The 15,482-nt window shown below is 69.8% G+C and carries 17 protein-coding genes; 6 read left to right on the forward strand and 11 right to left on the reverse strand.

The genetic code is table 11. The features are described from left to right. Positions 1-195: 195 nt before the first annotated feature. Positions 196-1,506, forward strand: coding sequence for a citrate synthase (locus ACGF3J_RS01495; protein WP_185832363.1), 1,311 nt, complete (start codon positions 196-198; stop codon positions 1,504-1,506). Positions 1,507-2,157: 651 nt separating this feature from the next. On the opposite strand, the gene ACGF3J_RS01500 is transcribed toward ACGF3J_RS01495, so the two are convergent. The 4 genes from ACGF3J_RS01500 to ACGF3J_RS01515 form a co-directional block, all read right to left on the reverse strand. Continuing rightward, positions 2,158-4,422: a cation-translocating P-type ATPase gene (locus ACGF3J_RS01500; RefSeq protein WP_161326858.1), complete on the reverse strand. Its 2,265-nt coding sequence runs from the start codon at positions 4,420-4,422 to the stop codon at positions 2,158-2,160. Positions 4,423-4,509: 87 nt separating this feature from the next. Then, positions 4,510-4,749, reverse strand: a complete 240-nt coding sequence (locus tag ACGF3J_RS01505; RefSeq protein ID WP_161326859.1) for a heavy-metal-associated domain-containing protein — start codon at positions 4,747-4,749, stop codon at positions 4,510-4,512. Positions 4,750-4,855: 106 nt separating this feature from the next. After that, a complete protein-coding gene (locus tag ACGF3J_RS01510) occupies positions 4,856-5,425 on the reverse strand; it encodes a GNAT family N-acetyltransferase (RefSeq protein ID WP_161326860.1) in 570 nt (189 codons plus the stop codon). A gap of 69 nt (positions 5,426-5,494) precedes the next feature. Continuing rightward, positions 5,495-5,686: an AlpA family transcriptional regulator gene (locus tag ACGF3J_RS01515; protein WP_161326861.1), complete on the reverse strand. Its 192-nt coding sequence runs from the start codon at positions 5,684-5,686 to the stop codon at positions 5,495-5,497. 378 nt (positions 5,687-6,064) lie between these two features. On the opposite strand from ACGF3J_RS01515, the gene ACGF3J_RS01520 reads away from it, so the two are divergent. Then, positions 6,065-6,775, forward strand: coding sequence for a chaplin (locus ACGF3J_RS01520; protein ID WP_161326862.1), 711 nt, complete (start codon positions 6,065-6,067; stop codon positions 6,773-6,775). Between the two features lie 103 nt (positions 6,776-6,878). On the opposite strand, the gene ACGF3J_RS01525 is transcribed toward ACGF3J_RS01520, so the two are convergent. After that, positions 6,879-7,151, reverse strand: a complete 273-nt coding sequence (locus ACGF3J_RS01525) for a hypothetical protein (RefSeq protein ID WP_161326863.1) — start codon at positions 7,149-7,151, stop codon at positions 6,879-6,881. A 75-nt stretch (positions 7,152-7,226) separates the two neighbouring features. Beyond that, complete coding sequence (locus tag ACGF3J_RS01530; protein ID WP_161326864.1) at positions 7,227-8,039, reverse strand: hypothetical protein; 813 nt, start codon at positions 8,037-8,039, stop codon at positions 7,227-7,229. Positions 8,040-8,507: 468 nt separating this feature from the next. Between ACGF3J_RS01530 and ACGF3J_RS01535 the strand changes: the two genes are divergently transcribed. The 3 genes from ACGF3J_RS01535 to ACGF3J_RS01545 all read left to right on the forward strand — a co-directional run bounded on the left by ACGF3J_RS01535 (position 8,508) and on the right by ACGF3J_RS01545 (position 9,859). After that, on the forward strand, positions 8,508-8,975 hold the full coding sequence (locus tag ACGF3J_RS01535; protein ID WP_161326865.1) for a hypothetical protein: 468 nt from the start codon (positions 8,508-8,510) through the stop codon (positions 8,973-8,975). A gap of 180 nt (positions 8,976-9,155) precedes the next feature. Further along, a complete protein-coding gene (locus ACGF3J_RS01540) occupies positions 9,156-9,437 on the forward strand; it encodes a hypothetical protein (protein WP_161326866.1) in 282 nt (93 codons plus the stop codon). Positions 9,438-9,580: 143 nt separating this feature from the next. Next, the gene (locus ACGF3J_RS01545; RefSeq protein ID WP_161326867.1) at positions 9,581-9,859 is read left to right on the forward strand and encodes a hypothetical protein; all 279 of its coding nucleotides are present in this window, start codon (positions 9,581-9,583) and stop codon (positions 9,857-9,859) included. A 172-nt stretch (positions 9,860-10,031) separates the two neighbouring features. Here the strand turns inward: ACGF3J_RS01545 and ACGF3J_RS01550 are convergent, their stop codons facing one another. From ACGF3J_RS01550 to ACGF3J_RS01570, 5 genes are all read right to left on the reverse strand, one after another. Then, entirely contained in the window at positions 10,032-10,370 is a 339-nt protein-coding gene (locus ACGF3J_RS01550; protein ID WP_161326868.1) for a hypothetical protein, read from the reverse strand. Between the two features lie 242 nt (positions 10,371-10,612). After that, a complete protein-coding gene (locus ACGF3J_RS01555; RefSeq protein ID WP_161326869.1) occupies positions 10,613-10,876 on the reverse strand; it encodes a hypothetical protein in 264 nt (87 codons plus the stop codon). 153 nt (positions 10,877-11,029) lie between these two features. Continuing rightward, a complete protein-coding gene (locus ACGF3J_RS01560) occupies positions 11,030-11,386 on the reverse strand; it encodes a hypothetical protein (protein ID WP_161326870.1) in 357 nt (118 codons plus the stop codon). Between the two features lie 56 nt (positions 11,387-11,442). Continuing rightward, positions 11,443-11,688, reverse strand: a complete 246-nt coding sequence (locus ACGF3J_RS01565) for a hypothetical protein (RefSeq protein ID WP_125492440.1) — start codon at positions 11,686-11,688, stop codon at positions 11,443-11,445. A gap of 202 nt (positions 11,689-11,890) precedes the next feature. After that, positions 11,891-13,354, reverse strand: a complete 1,464-nt coding sequence (locus ACGF3J_RS01570; RefSeq protein WP_161326879.1) for a condensation domain-containing protein — start codon at positions 13,352-13,354, stop codon at positions 11,891-11,893. 347 nt (positions 13,355-13,701) lie between these two features. On the opposite strand from ACGF3J_RS01570, the gene mmsA reads away from it, so the two are divergent. Further along, entirely contained in the window at positions 13,702-15,204 is a 1,503-nt protein-coding gene (gene mmsA / locus ACGF3J_RS01575; RefSeq protein ID WP_161326871.1) for a CoA-acylating methylmalonate-semialdehyde dehydrogenase, read from the forward strand. Positions 15,205-15,482 lie beyond the last annotated feature (278 nt).

Genomic DNA, 15,482 nt, shown 5'->3' on the forward strand with positions numbered 1-15,482 from the left:
AAAAAAATGATCGATCAAACGAGTCGCAAAGGTCACAGAGCACTTCCGGAAGGGGGAAAGAGGGGGCAGGATGAGCAAGTTGGCGGCACTGAGTGCCGCCGATAGGCCCGATGGTCGACCCCGAGTGCACTCTCCTGAGCCAAGTGGGGGATGGTAGAGACAGTCAGGGCACCTCGAAGATGAGGCACTACGTCGGTGAGGGAAGACGTGAGCGAGCACACCAACAACTCGGTAGTACTGCGGTACGGCGACGACGAGTACACCTACCCGGTGATCGACAGCACTGTCGGCGACAAGGGCTTCGACATCGGGAAGCTCCGCGCCCAGACCGGTCTGGTGACGCTGGACAGCGGCTACGGCAACACCGCCGCCTATAAATCCGCCGTCACGTACCTGGACGGCGAGGCCGGCATCCTCCGGTACCGCGGCTACCCGATCGAGCAGCTGGCCGAGCGCTCCTCCTTCGTGGAGGTCGCCTACCTGCTGATCAACGGCGAGCTGCCCACCGTCGACCAGCTCTCCTCGTTCAAGGACGACATCACGCAGCACACCCTGCTGCACGAGGACGTCAAGAACTTCTACAAGGGCTTCCCGCGCGACGCCCACCCGATGGCCATGCTGTCGTCGGTGGTCTCGGCGCTGTCGACCTTCTACCAGGACAGCCACAACCCGTTCGACGAGCGCCAGCGCAACCTTTCGACCATCCGGCTGCTCGCCAAGCTTCCGACGATCGCCGCCTACGCGTACAAGAAGTCGATCGGTCACCCGTTCGTCTACCCGCGCAACGACCTCGGCTACGTCGAGAACTTCCTGCGGATGACCTTCTCCGTCCCGGCGCAGGAGTACGAGCTCGACCCGATCGTCGTCTCCGCCCTGGACAAGCTGCTGATCCTGCACGCGGACCACGAGCAGAACTGCTCGACCTCCACGGTCCGCCTGGTCGGCTCCTCGCAGGCGAACATGTTCGCCTCGATCTCCGCCGGCATCAACGCGCTCTGGGGCCCGCTGCACGGCGGCGCCAACCAGTCGGTGCTGGAGATGCTGGAGGGCATCCGGGACGCCGGCGGTGACGTCGACTCCTTCATCCGCAAGGTGAAGAACAAGGAGGACGGCGTCCGCCTGATGGGCTTCGGCCACCGGGTCTACAAGAACTTCGACCCGCGCGCCAAGATCATCAAGGCCGCCGCGCACGATGTGCTCTCCGCCCTCGGCAAGTCCGACGAGCTGCTGGACATCGCCCTGAAGCTGGAGGAGCACGCGCTCTCCGACGACTACTTCGTCTCGCGCAGCCTCTACCCGAACGTCGACTTCTACACCGGTCTGATCTACCGGGCCATGGGCTTCCCGACCGAGATGTTCACGGTCCTGTTCGCCCTCGGCCGCCTTCCGGGCTGGATCGCCCAGTGGCACGAGATGATCAAGGAGCCGGGTTCCCGCATCGGCCGTCCGCGCCAGATCTACACCGGCGTCGTCGAGCGCGACTTCGTCCCGGTCGAGGAGCGCTGAGCCGCAAGGCACCCCCGCACGCGCACCAGGAGAGTCCCGCACCGCCTCGAGCGGTACGGGACTCTCTCGTGTCCGGAGTGCGCGCGCACCGGGACGTCCGTGTCCCGGAACAGCAGAAGGCGCCCTGGCGCCGGTCCCCCCACGGGCCGACGATCCAGGGCGCCTTCCCATGTCCCGGTGCGGATTCCCCCCACGGGATCCGGCCGGGCGTCTGTGAGGACAGCGCCTGAATTCGCTGTGTCGTGCTCGTACGCGTCGTACTCGTACGTGTCATGCCGTTCATACGTGTCGTGCGTTCGTACGTCGTGCGGTCTGCCGGGACAGCGCACGCCCGGGAGGGCCGCTCAAAGCTCTCCGGTGTACGTGTCCCGGCAACGCAGCTCTGGGAAAGTCCCCCAAGACATCCCCAGATGCCAGTTCACGCCCCCCAAGACGCTCCCTGACATCGCCAACTTAGACCTTCGAACCCCTTCGATGGTTACGTTCGCATCACTGTGATCTGCGTCTCTTGCATATGCTGCATATGCCCCTTACAGGCGCAAGAGACCCGATACGTCGACCGGGGCTCCAGCGTAAGGAAGATGCGCGAGCCTTGTGAAGAGCTTATGTGAGGTACGTGCCGGACTCCAGAGGGGCCACCGCATCGAGACCTCAGTGAAACGCCCGCAGCCGCAAGCTGTTGGTGACCACGAAGACCGAGGAGAAGGCCATCGCCGCCCCCGCGATCATCGGGTTCAGCAGCCCGGCGGCGGCCAGCGGCAGCGCGGCCACGTTGTAGCCGAAGGCCCACACGAGGTTTCCCTTGATCGTCACGAGGGTCCGCCGGGACAGCCGGATCGCGTCCGCCGCCACCCGCAGGTCGCCGCGGACCAGCGTCAGATCGCCCGCCTCGATCGCCGCGTCCGTCCCCGTGCCCATCGCCAGCCCCAGGTCGGCGGTGGCCAGCGCCGCCGCGTCATTGACGCCGTCCCCGACCATGGCGACCGTACGGCCCTCGGCCCGCAGCCGCTCCACCACGGCGACCTTCTCCTCGGGCAGCACCTCGGCGATCACCTCGTCGATGCCGACGGCGGCTGCGACGGACTCGGCGACGCGCCGGTGGTCGCCGGTCAGCAGCACGGGTGTGAGGCCCAGCCGCCGCAGCTCGGCCACCGCCTCGGCGCTGGTCTCCTTGACGGCGTCCGCCACGGCGAGCACTCCGCGCGCCGCACCGTCCCAGCCGACCACCACGGCCGTACGGCCCTTGCTCTCGGCCTCGTCCCTGGCGCGGGCCACCTCGGGCGGCAGCTCGTCGTGGAGGCGCCCCACGGCCACCTCACGGCCCTCCACGCGGCCGCGCACGCCGCGCCCGGGGACGTTCACGAAGTCCCCGACGTCCGGCAGCGGGCCGACCCGCTCCTCGGCGCCGGCCGCCACGGCGCGGGCCAAGGGGTGCTCGGAGGCGTGCTCGACGGCGCCCGCGAGCCGGAGCACCTCCTCCTCGCCGGTGCCCTCGGCTGCGTACACCTCATGCAGGGTCATCCGGCCGGTGGTGACGGTGCCGGTCTTGTCCAGGACGACCGTGTCGACCCGCCGGGTGGACTCCAGGACCTCCGGCCCCTTGATGAGGATGCCGAGCTGGGCGCCCCGGCCGGTGCCCACCATGAGCGCGGTCGGCGTGGCCAGGCCCAGCGCGCACGGGCAGGCGATGATCAGTACGGCGACGGCGGCGGTGAACGCGGCGACGGTGTCCCCGGTCGCCCCCAGCCACCCGCCGAAGGTGGCGGCCGCGATCAGCAGCACCACGGGCACGAAGACCCCGGACACCCGGTCGGCCAGCCGCTGCACCTCGGCCTTGCCGCTCTGCGCGTCCTCCACGAGCCGCGCCATCCGGGCCAGCTGGGTGTCCGCGCCGACCCGGGTCGCCTCGACCACCAGCCGGCCCCCGGCGTTGACCGTGGCGCCCGTGACGGCGTCGCCGACGCCCACGTCGGCCGGGACGGACTCGCCGGTCAGCAGTGAGGCGTCCACCGCCGAGGCGCCCTCGGCCACCGTCCCGTCGGTGGCGATCTTCTCGCCCGGCCGGACGACGAACCGGTCGCCCACCGCCAGCCGGGCCACCGGTATCCGCACCTCGCGGCCCTCGCGCAGGACGGCGACGTCCTTCGCGCCCAGCTCCATCAGCGCCCGCAGCGCGGCCCCCGCCCGGCGCTTGGAGCGGGCCTCCAGCCAGCGCCCGAGCAGGAGGAAGACGGTGACCCCGGCAGCGGCCTCCAGGTAGATCGCGGAGGCGCCGTCGGTGCGGGAGACGGTGAGGTCGAAGCCGTGCCGCATGCCCGGCATGCCCGCGTCCCCGAAGAACAGCGCCCACAGCGACCAGCCGAACGCCGCGAGCGTGCCGAGCGAGACCAGCGTGTCCATGGTGGCCGCGCCGTGCCGGACGTTGGTCCAGGCGGCGCGGTGGAAGGGCAGCCCGCCCCAGACGACGACCGGCGCGGCCAGGGTGAGCGAGAGCCACTGCCAGTTGTCGAACTGGAGCGCCGGGACCATCGCGAGCAGCACCACCGGGGCGGCGAGCAGGGCGGAGACGATCAGACGCCTGCGCAGGGCGGCGGACTCGGGATCGACGGAGGGTCCGGAGGCCGCCGCGTCCTCGGGGCTCTCGGGCTCCGGCGGCGCGGGCTCCTCGGCGGTGTACCCGGTGCGCACGACGGTGGTGATCAGGTCCGCGACGGTGGTGGTCGCCGGGTGGGTGATCCGGGCCTTCTCGGTCGCGTAGTTCACCGTGGCGGTGACGCCGTCCATGCGGTTGAGCTTCTTCTCGACCCGGGCCGCGCAGGCGGCGCAGGTCATCCCGCCGATGAGCAGCTCGACCTCGGCGAGGTCGGGTTCGGCGGCCTGGGCGGTCGTCGCGGTGTCCGCGGTGGTGCTGGTCATGGTCCGGGCTCCAGACGGGTCCGGCCGGACCGTGCGCGGCCCGGCCGGGGGACGGTGGCTGCTGCGGGGGCGCCGAAGCGCCGGGGCTCAGCCCCGGCCTACGAGCTCGAACCCGGCCTCGTCCACGGCGGCGCGCACGGCGTCGTCGTCCAGCGGTGCCCCGGAGACGACGGTCACCTCGCCGGTGGACGCGACGGCCTGCACCGAGGTGACGCCCGCGATTTCGGAGATCTCGCCGGAGACGGCGCCCTCGCAGTGTCCGCAACTCATTCCGCTCACCTTGTAGACGGTGGTGACGGAGCCCTGGGTGTCGGTCTGGGCGGTCATGTCGTTACTCCTCGTCGGGGTGTGCACGGCGGGTACCCGTGGTCCAGCGTGGACCACTTACTCCCACTGTACCCCTAGGGGGTATGAAAGCGGACCTCACCCGGCCTCACCCGTCACCAGCGACGCCTCCGTGCGCGGCCCACTCGTGGTCGAGGACCGCCATCAGGACGTCGTCCACCCACACGCCGTCGCGCAGGGCCGCCTCCCGGCGTATCCCCTCCACCACGAAACCGGCCTTCTCGTAGACCCGGCGGGCCCGCGGGTTGTGGGCGTAGACCTCCAACTGCACGCGGTGCAGGCCGACCCGCTCGAAGGCATGGCCGACGATGAGCCGGGTCGCCTCGCTACCCAGACCCCGGCCGCGGCCCCGGGCCCCGATGAGGGTGCGGAAGGTGCAGCTGCGGGCGGCCGGGTCCCAGTCGTACAGGACGACCTCGCCGACGAGTTCGCCGGTCGCGCGGTCGGTCACCGCGAGGTCCAGCCGGTCGGGGTCGGCGGTGCGCACGCCGTACCAGGAGCGCAGCCGTTCCCGGGTGATCTCGGTGCTGGGCTCGAACGTGAAGCGGACGACCTCGGGGTCGTTGACGATCTCCCACATCACATCGGCGTCCCGCGCGGTGAACGGCCGCAGGACGGTCCGCTCGCCGGTGAGGACGGGTTTCGCTGAGAAGTCCATGGGCGGCACTGTGCCCCACGCGGCGGTGGGGCACAGAACGGTTTTCTCCCGCGTGTCCCGGCGGCCCCGCTACCGGTTCCGGTTGCGCGGCCGGGACGCCACCCAGGCCCGGATCGTGTCCGCGTACCAGTAGGGCTTGCCGCCCTCCACGTGGTCCGGCGGCGGCAGCAGTCCGTGCTTGCGGTAGGACCGCACGGTGTCGGGCTGCACCCGGATGTGGGCCGCGATGTCCTTGTAGGACCAGAGCCTTCGGTCGGTCACTAGTCGCACCTCCCCGCGCGCGCCGCGGCGGCGGCCGGGGACGGCCACCGGGGGGAGCCGGGCGCTGCGCTGGCGATCACCAAGCGTGTGCCGGGTGAACGACCGGGAGTGACGGCCGGCGAGGGCCCGTGCGCGCCTGTGACGGAAGGTCCGTGGAGGCGCGACAGTTGTGACAGGACGGTGGTACTTGTGACACGGCCGTGGCCCGCTCTTGATATCCGCCGCTTGTCGGATTGTTGTGAAACGGCGGGGGCGAGGGCGACTGAAGACTAGTGCCCGAGGGTGGCTTCGAGGGCGGTACCCATAACTCTGCTGAGATCCCTTGCGTTTCACGGGGTGCGGGTGAGTGCCCGCGCATTGTCAGGAAGGCAAAATCCCATGGGACTGGCTACCCGAAACGGTGTACTCGCCGCCGCCGCGACCGGCGTGATGGCCCTGGCACTACCGGTTTCCTCCGCCCTCGCGGCCGACGGAGCCGGCGCCGACGCTGCGGCGGAGGGCTCGCCCGGGCTGCTCTCCGGCAACGCCATCCAGATCCCGGTGGACGTGCCGGTGAACATCTGCGGCAACACGGTGGACGTCGCGGGGTTGCTCAACCCGGCCGCGGGCAACACCTGCGCGAACAAGAGTGCTGCGAAGAAGGGCAGTTCGCAGGGCAGCAGCGAAGAGGAGGCGGCCAGTGGGGCGTCGGCGCAGAGCCACACCGCCGATTCGCCCGGCCTGCTCTCCGGCAACGGTCTTCAACTCCCGGTCGACGTGCCGGTGAACGTGTCCGGGAACAGTGTCAGTGTGGTCGGCCTGGGCAACCCGGTCTTCGGCAACGAGTCGGTCAACGGCCCCGACGACCAGGCCCGCCCGGCCCCGAACCCCCCGGCCCCGAAGCCTGCCGCCCCGGAGCGTGCGGTCCCGAGCACCCCGGCCCCGGAGACTCCGGCGCACGTCCCGGCCCAGCCCGACTCCGAGCCGGCGGCGCCCGTGCTGGCCCACACCGGAGCGGACCTCACGGTCGGCGCCGTCGCCGGGAGTGCCGTGCTCCTCATCGCGGGTGGTGTCCTGTACCGCCGCTTCCGCCCGGACCTCACCAGCTGACCCGGACGCCGCAACGGACGGGCACCGGAAGGGATGTCGAATCCTTCCGGTGCCCGTGACGTGTCGCCGCCGTCTTGACCCCGGCACTCGGCCGGGGGAGACGTCAGAGCGCCTGGCTGTTGCAGCCCATGTCGGAACCGAGGTGGTTCTGCTGTGCGCCCGGGTTGCCTTCGCCGTTCAGGATGTTGCCCGCCAGGCCGGTGAGGGCGCCGACGCTGCCGAGCACCTCGATGTTCATGTCGTGCGAACGGCACTCGGTGCCCTGCGTGATGTCGAGGTCGCTGCCCCAGTCGTTGGCGACGGCGGTGGTGGCGCTGAGGGCGCCGACGCTGCCGAGGATGGCGCTCACGAGGACTGCCTTCTGAAACGTACGCATGGGTTCTCCGTTGGTCGAGCGGATGGGGTGTCGGAACAGAGGAGTGACGATTGCGGGCGGCTGCGCCGGAGGGCGTCAGCCGAGTCGGGGGAGCCCCAGCTGGCCGAGCGGGGGTGCCGCGACCTGTCCGAGGCCGACCGGGGACAGCTGCGGTGCGTCCGCCGGCGAGACGATCGGGTTGAGGATCGGGTTCACCTGGGGGTTCACCTGCGGGTTGACTTGGGGGGCGACCTGCGCCGGGGGCTCTGCCCCGATGCCCTGGGGCATGGCCACCTGCGGGGCGACCTGCGGCATCACCTGTGGCACGACCTGCGGCACGACCTGCGGCTGCGTGGGGGCGGCCTGGGGCGCCTGCATGGGAGCCGCCTGCATGGGGGCCGCCTGCGGCTGGTAGGGCGAGGTGGAGGCCTGCGCCGTCCCGTGCGAGGAGGCCGCGGCGTAGGCGTGACCCGTCTGCTGGGGTGCCGGCGGGGCGTACGGCTGAGGCGCCGGCTGGGCGTACGGCTGGGGTGCCGGCTGGGCGTACGGCTGCGGAGCCGGCTGGGGTGCCGGCTGGGCGTACGGCTGGGGTGCGGGCTGAGCGTACGGCTGGGCGTACGGCTGGGGTGCCGGCTGGGCGTACGGCTGGGGTGCCGGCTGCGGTGCCGGCTGGGCGTACTGCTGCGGCGCCGGCTGGGCGGTGGCCTGAGCCGTTCCCTGCGTCCCGGCCGCGGCGTAGGGGCCGTTCGGCTGGGGCGGCGGGGCGGCGTGCGTGGCCGGGTAGTCAGGAGTCGATGCTGGGACGGCACCGACTTGTCCGACGGGTGCGGCGTGGCTGGCGCCGGCGCCGGCGGCGGTCAGACCGCCGGCTGCTGCCACCACGAGCGCGACCTTGTGAAGCTTGCGCATGAAACCCTCGGCCCTTCGATACCTGAACTGGAAATCCACTGAATTCAGCGCGTCATGCGTGCAGTCGGCGCGACACTCGCACCGCATCGTCAGCAGCGGTCAAAGTTGAGCAGCACGCGGACATTGCATCGGAGTCAGCAGCGAATCCCCTGCTCCCCTGCTCAGGTCCAAGGCCGCTGCCCTCCCCACGTGGAACGAGGGTTTGCTCGTCCTGGTCACGGCACATGAATGTCCGTCACCCATTTGCCGCCGTGTTAAAGGGAGTTGACGGCAGGTCGTGCGCCCTTTGCGTCAAACGGGTGACGGCGGTGCCGAGCCCGTATCCGGGCTCTCGCCCACCTCGTTCCGCACAGGGCAGGAACGACGGCCTATTGCAGCCGTCCAGGGCAGTAGTGCGGCACAACTGCACTGCCGCATCTCGCATTTCGCCAAGTCCGTGCACAGGTCAATGAAGGGCCAAAGGATTTCATGCGCAAGCTTCAGCACGTCGCGCTCATCGTCGCAGCGGCCGGCGGTCTGACCGCCGCCGGGGCCGGCCCCAGCGCCGCTGTGACTCCGGTCGGCCACAACGGGGCTGTGCCGACGCCCGTTTCGCAGCCGGACGCCCAGGCCGCCTCGGCCAGTTCGGCGCAGGCGTCCGTGCAGTCGTACGGCTCGCAGGCGGCTCCCCAGCGGGGCACCACGGTCAGCCCGCAGGTCAACCCTCAGCTGAACCCGCAGATCAGCCCCCAGGTTTCCCCGCAGGCCCCGCAGCCGAAGCAGGGTGGTCCGGTGCAGCAGGCCAACCTGTTCCGTCCGTCCCAGGAGTGCAGCCCGCAGAACCTGCTCGCCGCCAATGTGCCGGTCGCGCTGCTCGCCGCTTCCCAGACCCGGGGCGTCGACTGCACCCAGGCCAACAGCCAGGCGAACTCCCTCGCCAGCGCGCAGGCGCAGTAGCGGAGTCGGCGGCCGGGCGTTGCCGCCCGGCAGTAGGCGATAGGTCTTTCGGGTGCATTTGCCGCGGCATTGTCAGAGCGGCGCGTCGCTGCCCTTTTTGTCCATATTTCGCATTAATCTCCTGCCCTGTAGAAAGTCGATCTCTCCCGGATCGCACCCACTCACCTCACCGGAGATGAAATGCGCAAGCTTCGCAACGCTGCCGTTCTGGTCGCCGCGCTCGGCACCATCGGGCTCGTGGGCGGCACGGCCCACGCCGACCAGGGCAAGGGCGGCGAGGGCGACAAGTTCAAGATCTCGCAGAGCTCCCAGTGCCGGTCGCACGACCTGAACCTCGACGTTCTCGGCCAGGTCGGCATCCTCAACGGCCTGCTGGGCAACGGGCTCAACGGCGAGGGCAACCCGGGCGCCCAGTCCACCCACCTCGGTTCCACCATGGGCTGCAACAACAGCGCCTTCTGACCTTCCGGGCAGACGCCACCGCGTCAGCCAGTGAACGGTCCCGGCACCGGGCCCTCGGGGCAAGGCGCCGGGACCGTTCTCGTATCAGCCTCCGCTGCCGTATCAAAGCCGATCGTTCTCCACCTCACTCCACCGGAGATGACATGCACAACCTCCGCATGGCCGCCGTCCTCGTCGCCGCGTTCGGGAGCGCCGGGCTCCTGGGTGTCGGCACTGCCCATGCCGACCAGGGCGGCAACGGCGGTTACACCGTCAGCCAGACCAGCAGCTGCGGGTCGCACGACAGCAACGTCAACATCCTCGGCCAGGTGGGCATCGGCAACGGCCTGGGCGGCAACCTGCTGAACGGCGAGGGCAACCCGGGCGCGCAGAAGACGTCCCTGGGGTCGACGATGGGCTGCAACAACTCGGTCGGCGGCTGAAGACCGACCCACACGCGTGGGCTGCGGGCGTCCCGGTTACGGGACGCCCGCTTTGGCGTGTGCGGAAAGCCCGTTGGGCGCGTGCGTTCGCTCCGTGTCGGCGTGGCCTGCGGTCGGGGCATGAGAAATGCCGGGCCGGGAATGATCCCGGCCCGGCATTCGCCGGCAGCGCTCATGCGAAGTGCGGCTTCTTGAACCCCTTGGGCAGCTTCGCCGTGTTGGAGCAGTCCACCACCGGTCCGGCACTGGCCGATCCTCCGTCGCCCAGCAGCTGGTGCTCCTGGAACACCACGTTCGGCCGGTCGGCCGTCGTGCAGCGCTGATCCTGCCGGAGGATGTGCTCGCCGTCCTTGTCGATGCGAGTCTCGCTCTTGCGGACGCAGACCCCGTCCCTGCTCTCGCAGTCACCGGCCCCTCCGTCCGCGTACGCGTGCCCGGCGCCGGCGCAGAGGGCGGCGGCGAGACTTCCGACGATCCCCGAGATGGCGGCGATCTTCCGCGGAGTGAACATGTGCTGCATTCCTTTACCGGATAGGGCCCGGGCGCTGGTTGCCGTTGACCGGTGTGCGCCCGGGCCCGTGAAGGTGTCGGAACCGATCAGTCGGTGCCTGGACGCACTGTCAGCTGCGGCCGGCGGCCGAATTGGCCGCAGCCCGGACGCGCACACTGAGTAACCGTGGCGTGTCCGGGCTGCGTTCGCCGCGGGCCGGTGAGCCCGTGGCGGCACCGAGAGAACGAACTCCCGGTAACGTCTTACTGGCCTTCGCCCTCGTGGCCGTACTGCTCGGGCTCGGCGTGCCGCTCCTCCTCCGGGGCGGCCTGCGGCTCGCCCTGCGGCTGCGCCGGCGGCGTGAAGTAGTAACCGCCGCTGACCGCCAGCGCGTTGGCCGACGAGTTGGCCACGGCGGTGACCGGCGCGGGCGCGTCGCCCTCACCGGCGAAGCTGGCCCCGGCACCGAACGCCGACAGGCCCGCAACCGCCATGGCTACGACCGCGGCACGCTGAAACTTACGCATGAGTGACCTTTCCGTACTCGGGCACGAAACCCGGCTTGACTACTGAGCGTTAGCCTATACACGCATTTCGTCATATGTCGGGATCTGTGCCTTACGCGTCGTGTCGACCCGTGCGTCGTGCCGCCCACTCGGGCGCCGTGTCTGCCGGAAGCGTCACCCGTGCAGGACTTGGGACTGCAGGCCGAACGGTCCCTGCCCGCTCTCGACCTCGTCGGTCGCACCCGTCGTCGCGGGGGAGCACGTCACCTTGGGGCCCAGTTGCAACTGCCCCTGGCCCAGGGCGGCGGGCAGCGTGAGGGGCTGCACCGGCGTGCACGTCTCCTGATGGGGGACTTCACCGTCCTCGGAGAGCTGACCGTGGATCCGCTGGCTGCAGGTGAAGCCACCCAAGAGGTCGCGACTGCAGGTTCCCGGGTCCTTCGCGGCGTGCGCGTGGGCGAGGCCGGCGCAGGCCATGGCGAGGCCGCCGGCGAGCACCGACACCGCCGTCATCTTCTTCCTGCTGAACATGTGATGCGCTTTCCTTCGTAGGAGTGCGGCGTACCCGGGCGCCGGGCGGGCCGGGCTCAGCCGGTGAAGTCGTAGTTGTACTGGTCGCAGGTCGTGTCCAGCGTCCCGGCGATACCGAGCACGCCGATCGGGACGTCGTTCTGGGACACCGTCTGCGGGCTGCACTCCTGGTAGGGGCGGTAGATGTCGTACACCTTCGGCGCGTTGTCGGAGGTGTCGGCGACGGCGGTGCCGGCGCCGGCGGCCGACAGGCCACCCGCCGCTGCCACCGCTGCGATCACGACATGCTGAAGCTTGCGCATAGGACCCTCGGATTTTCGCTCGTACAGAGAGGCTGATTGCCTACCGTGACTGGCCGAACGCTATCAGTAATCAAGGGCCTTCCGTGCCGCGCGTCCCTCTCGGGAGTCAATGAATTGACGACGTCACCGGGTGGCGGTAAATCCCCGTATTAAAAGCTGGGTTGCTCTGCATCAGATGCCTTCACATCGTGTGAATTGGCTGTCATGTGTGTCCCCGCGTCGTACCAACACCGCTCAAGGACAGTGGCGTTGCGTCAATGGGGCGCCTACTGGGCGGAGGAGAGGCGTCATGTGCGGACACGGACGCGATCACGTCCCGCAGCATCTCGACGTACCGGCGCACGTTCTTGTAGGCAATGTCGGTGTCCGGATAGCGGCAGGCGAACCACAGTCCCTCGTGCAGCCGGTTGACCCATACGCACACCTGGTCGCCGTACGAAACCCTGATCAGTCCGTACGCCTTGCTCTCGGTCCAGCGGGACGATCCCGGGAGCAGGCGGGCGTCCACGTACGACACGATCGAGTACAGGTCGGGCGAGGTCGGGCGGAAATCCCCGCCCAGCAGGGGCAGTACCCGGGCCAGCGGGATGCGCGCCAGTGACCGGTTGGCCCGCAACTCGGCGCGGACCGTCTCCAGCGCCCCGCGGAAGTCCCGCGCCGCGGGCACCTCGATGGGTGCGCCACCGACGTACCAGCCCACCGAATCCGACCACGCCGACTTCAGCCGCGTATGGAACGGGACGACCGTGCGGTAGACGGGTTCGCCGCCGAGCTCATGGACGATCAGACTCGTCGCGGCCAGGATCCCCACGAGACTGCCGCCGTAGGGCCGGCAGTACGCCTCGAACGCCGCGGCCGCGTTCGCGTCGACGAGCGGCTCGCACACCAGCTTCTGTGCGGGCAGCACATCACCGGGCTCCAGGCCGAGATCGACGGGGAACGCCGGCAGCCGCCCACCGCATCGGCCGATGAATTCCCGCCAGCGTGCGACGATCGCGTGCGTGTCACCGATCCCGTCCGCGTCCGTCCGCTCCTGCCGGCAGAAATCGACATAGCTCCCCGTCGGCGTCCCGGCGACGGGCCGCCCCGTGAGACCCGCCGTGTACAGCTCGTGGATCTCCTCCGGAATGCGCTGCAGGGAGTAGGCGTCCACGTTCGTGTGATCGAAAGCCATGTACACGCTCGTGGAATCGTCCCGGACGACCGCGGTATAGATCAGGTTCGGCCAGCGAAGCGCGTCCGCTGCCGTGTCGAATCGGTTCTGCAGATATCGGACCAGTGCGCCCGAGTCCTCGAAGTCGCCGACCACCTCACGCCGCAGTGAGACATCGCCCTCGCGCAGCGTGAACCGCTGCATCTCGTCACCGGCCCACCTGAAGCCGCTGCGCAGCGTCTCGTGGCGCAGCGTCCAGCCCCGCAACGCCCGCTCCAGCACATCGAGATCCACCCGGCCCGGGAGGTCGAACGCCGCCCCCAGCCAGGTCGGCACGAACAACCCACCCTCACGCACCGACCGCGCCGTCCTGATGTGCGACTCCTGGATATACGCCGGCGGCCGCGGGTCCGGCGCCAGTGACGCCATGGCCCCCACCGTCGCCTCACTGAAGGTGAACTCGACCAGCCGCCCCGGCCGCACCTCACACCGCTGAATGTCGCAAACTCGCATGACGGCGTCTCCATTCGCAGAAGACACCAGCTTGATCAAGGCGGCGCCCCATACACGCGACGACCACTGTGTCGCCCGCATTCCAGTACAACGAGCGACACTCCGAACAACGAGCCGAATCCTCCGCGGCGAGCGCTCACGGCGCCCCGTCCTGCCGTACGCCCGCAACATGTGTCTACGCCCGCACCCAAACCGCAGACACTGTGTCGGGCGCATGGGAAGGCCCGCGCCTGGTGAGATGTAGACATGGCCGAGACCGCGACCGGACCGTCCGTGGTCAAAGGCCCTGAGCTGTACGAACGGCACGTCTGTACCCGTCGCCGCCATCTGTGAAGGAGTTCTCGGTCATGACGAACATCGTCAACCACTGGATCGGCGGCAAGTCCGCCGAAGGCGCCTCGGGCACGTACGGGCCGGTGACCGACCCGGCCACCGGCGCGGTCACCACCAAGGTCGCCTTCGCCTCGGTCGACGAGGTGGACGCGGCGGTCGCCGCCGCCAAGGAGGCGTACCTCACTTGGGGCCAGTCCTCGCTGGCGCAGCGCACCTCGATCCTCTTCAGGTTCCGGTCGCTGCTGGACGCGCACCGCGACGACATCGCCGCGCTGATCACCGCCGAGCACGGCAAGGTGCACTCCGACGCGCTCGGCGAGGTCGCCCGCGGACTGGAGATCGTCGACCTGGCCTGCGGCATCAACGTGCAGCTCAAGGGCGAGCTGTCCACCGAGGTCGCCACCCGTGTCGACGTGTCCTCGATCCGCCAGCCGCTCGGTGTGGTCGCCGGCATCACGCCGTTCAACTTCCCGGCCATGGTGCCGATGTGGATGTTCCCGCTCGCCATCGCCTGCGGCAACACCTTCGTGCTCAAGCCGAGCGAGAAGGACCCGTCGGCGGCCGTCAGGATCGCCGAGCTGCTCTCCGAGGCCGGGCTGCCGGACGGCGTCTTCAACGTCGTGCACGGCGACAAGGTGGCCGTGGACCGCCTCCTGGAGCACCCGGACGTCAAGGCCGTCTCCTTCGTCGGCTCGACCCCGATCGCGCGCTACATCCACACCACCGCCTCCGCCAACGGCAAGCGCGTGCAGGCGCTCGGCGGCGCCAAGAACCACATGCTGGTGCTGCCCGACGCCGACCTCGACGCGGCGGCCGACGCGGCCGTGAGCGCGGCCTACGGCTCCGCGGGCGAGCGCTGCATGGCGATCTCCGCGGTCGTCGCGGTCGGCGCCGTCGGCGACGAACTGGTCGAGAAGATCCGCGAACGCGCCGAGAAGATCAAGATCGGTCCCGGCAACGACCCGACGTCCGAGATGGGCCCGCTCATCACCAAGGCGCACCGCGACAAGGTCGCCTCCTACGTCGAGGGCGCGGCGGCCGAGGGCTGCGAGGTCGTCCTGGACGGCACCGGTCACACGGTCGACGGCCATGAGGACGGCCACTGGATCGGCATCTCCCTGCTGGACCGGGTGCCGACCACGGCGAAGGCCTACCAGGACGAGATCTTCGGCCCGGTGCTGTGCGTGCTGCGCGCGGACACCTACGAGGAGGGCGTCGCCCTCATCAACGCCTCGCCGTTCGGCAACGGCACCGCGATCTTCACCCGGGACGGCGGCGCGGCCCGCCGCTTCCAGCTGGAGATCGAGGCCGGCATGGTCGGCGTGAACGTCCCGATCCCGGTCCCCGTGGGCTACCACTCCTTCGGCGGCTGGAAGGACTCGCTCTTCGGCGACCACCACATCTACGGCAACGACGGCACGCACTTCTACACCCGCGGCAAGGTCGTCACCACCCGCTGGCCGGACCCGGCCGACGCCCCCGCCGGCGTCGACCTGGGATTCCCGCGCAACCACTGAGGCACCACCCGGGAATGCCCGGGGAGCCCCGTACGGCCGTCCGTTATGCGGACGGCCGTATTTTTTTCCTCCGTCCGCAACGGATCCCGCGCACCCGGAACGACCGCTGGGCCTACGCATCTGATGCCGTTTTCGAAAGCTCCGCGCGTCTCAGACAACTGATTCCGTAGATGAACAGCCATTGACGCACTGGTTTCCGTCGGTATTCCATCTTGCCGCGGGAGCGAACCGGAGGCGGTGGCGCTCCGCCGCGCACCGTGCCGCACGAGTCGATCGGA

It is taken from the genome of Streptomyces sp. NPDC048171, from assembly GCF_043202655.1.
Classification (GTDB): domain Bacteria; phylum Actinomycetota; class Actinomycetes; order Streptomycetales; family Streptomycetaceae; genus Streptomyces.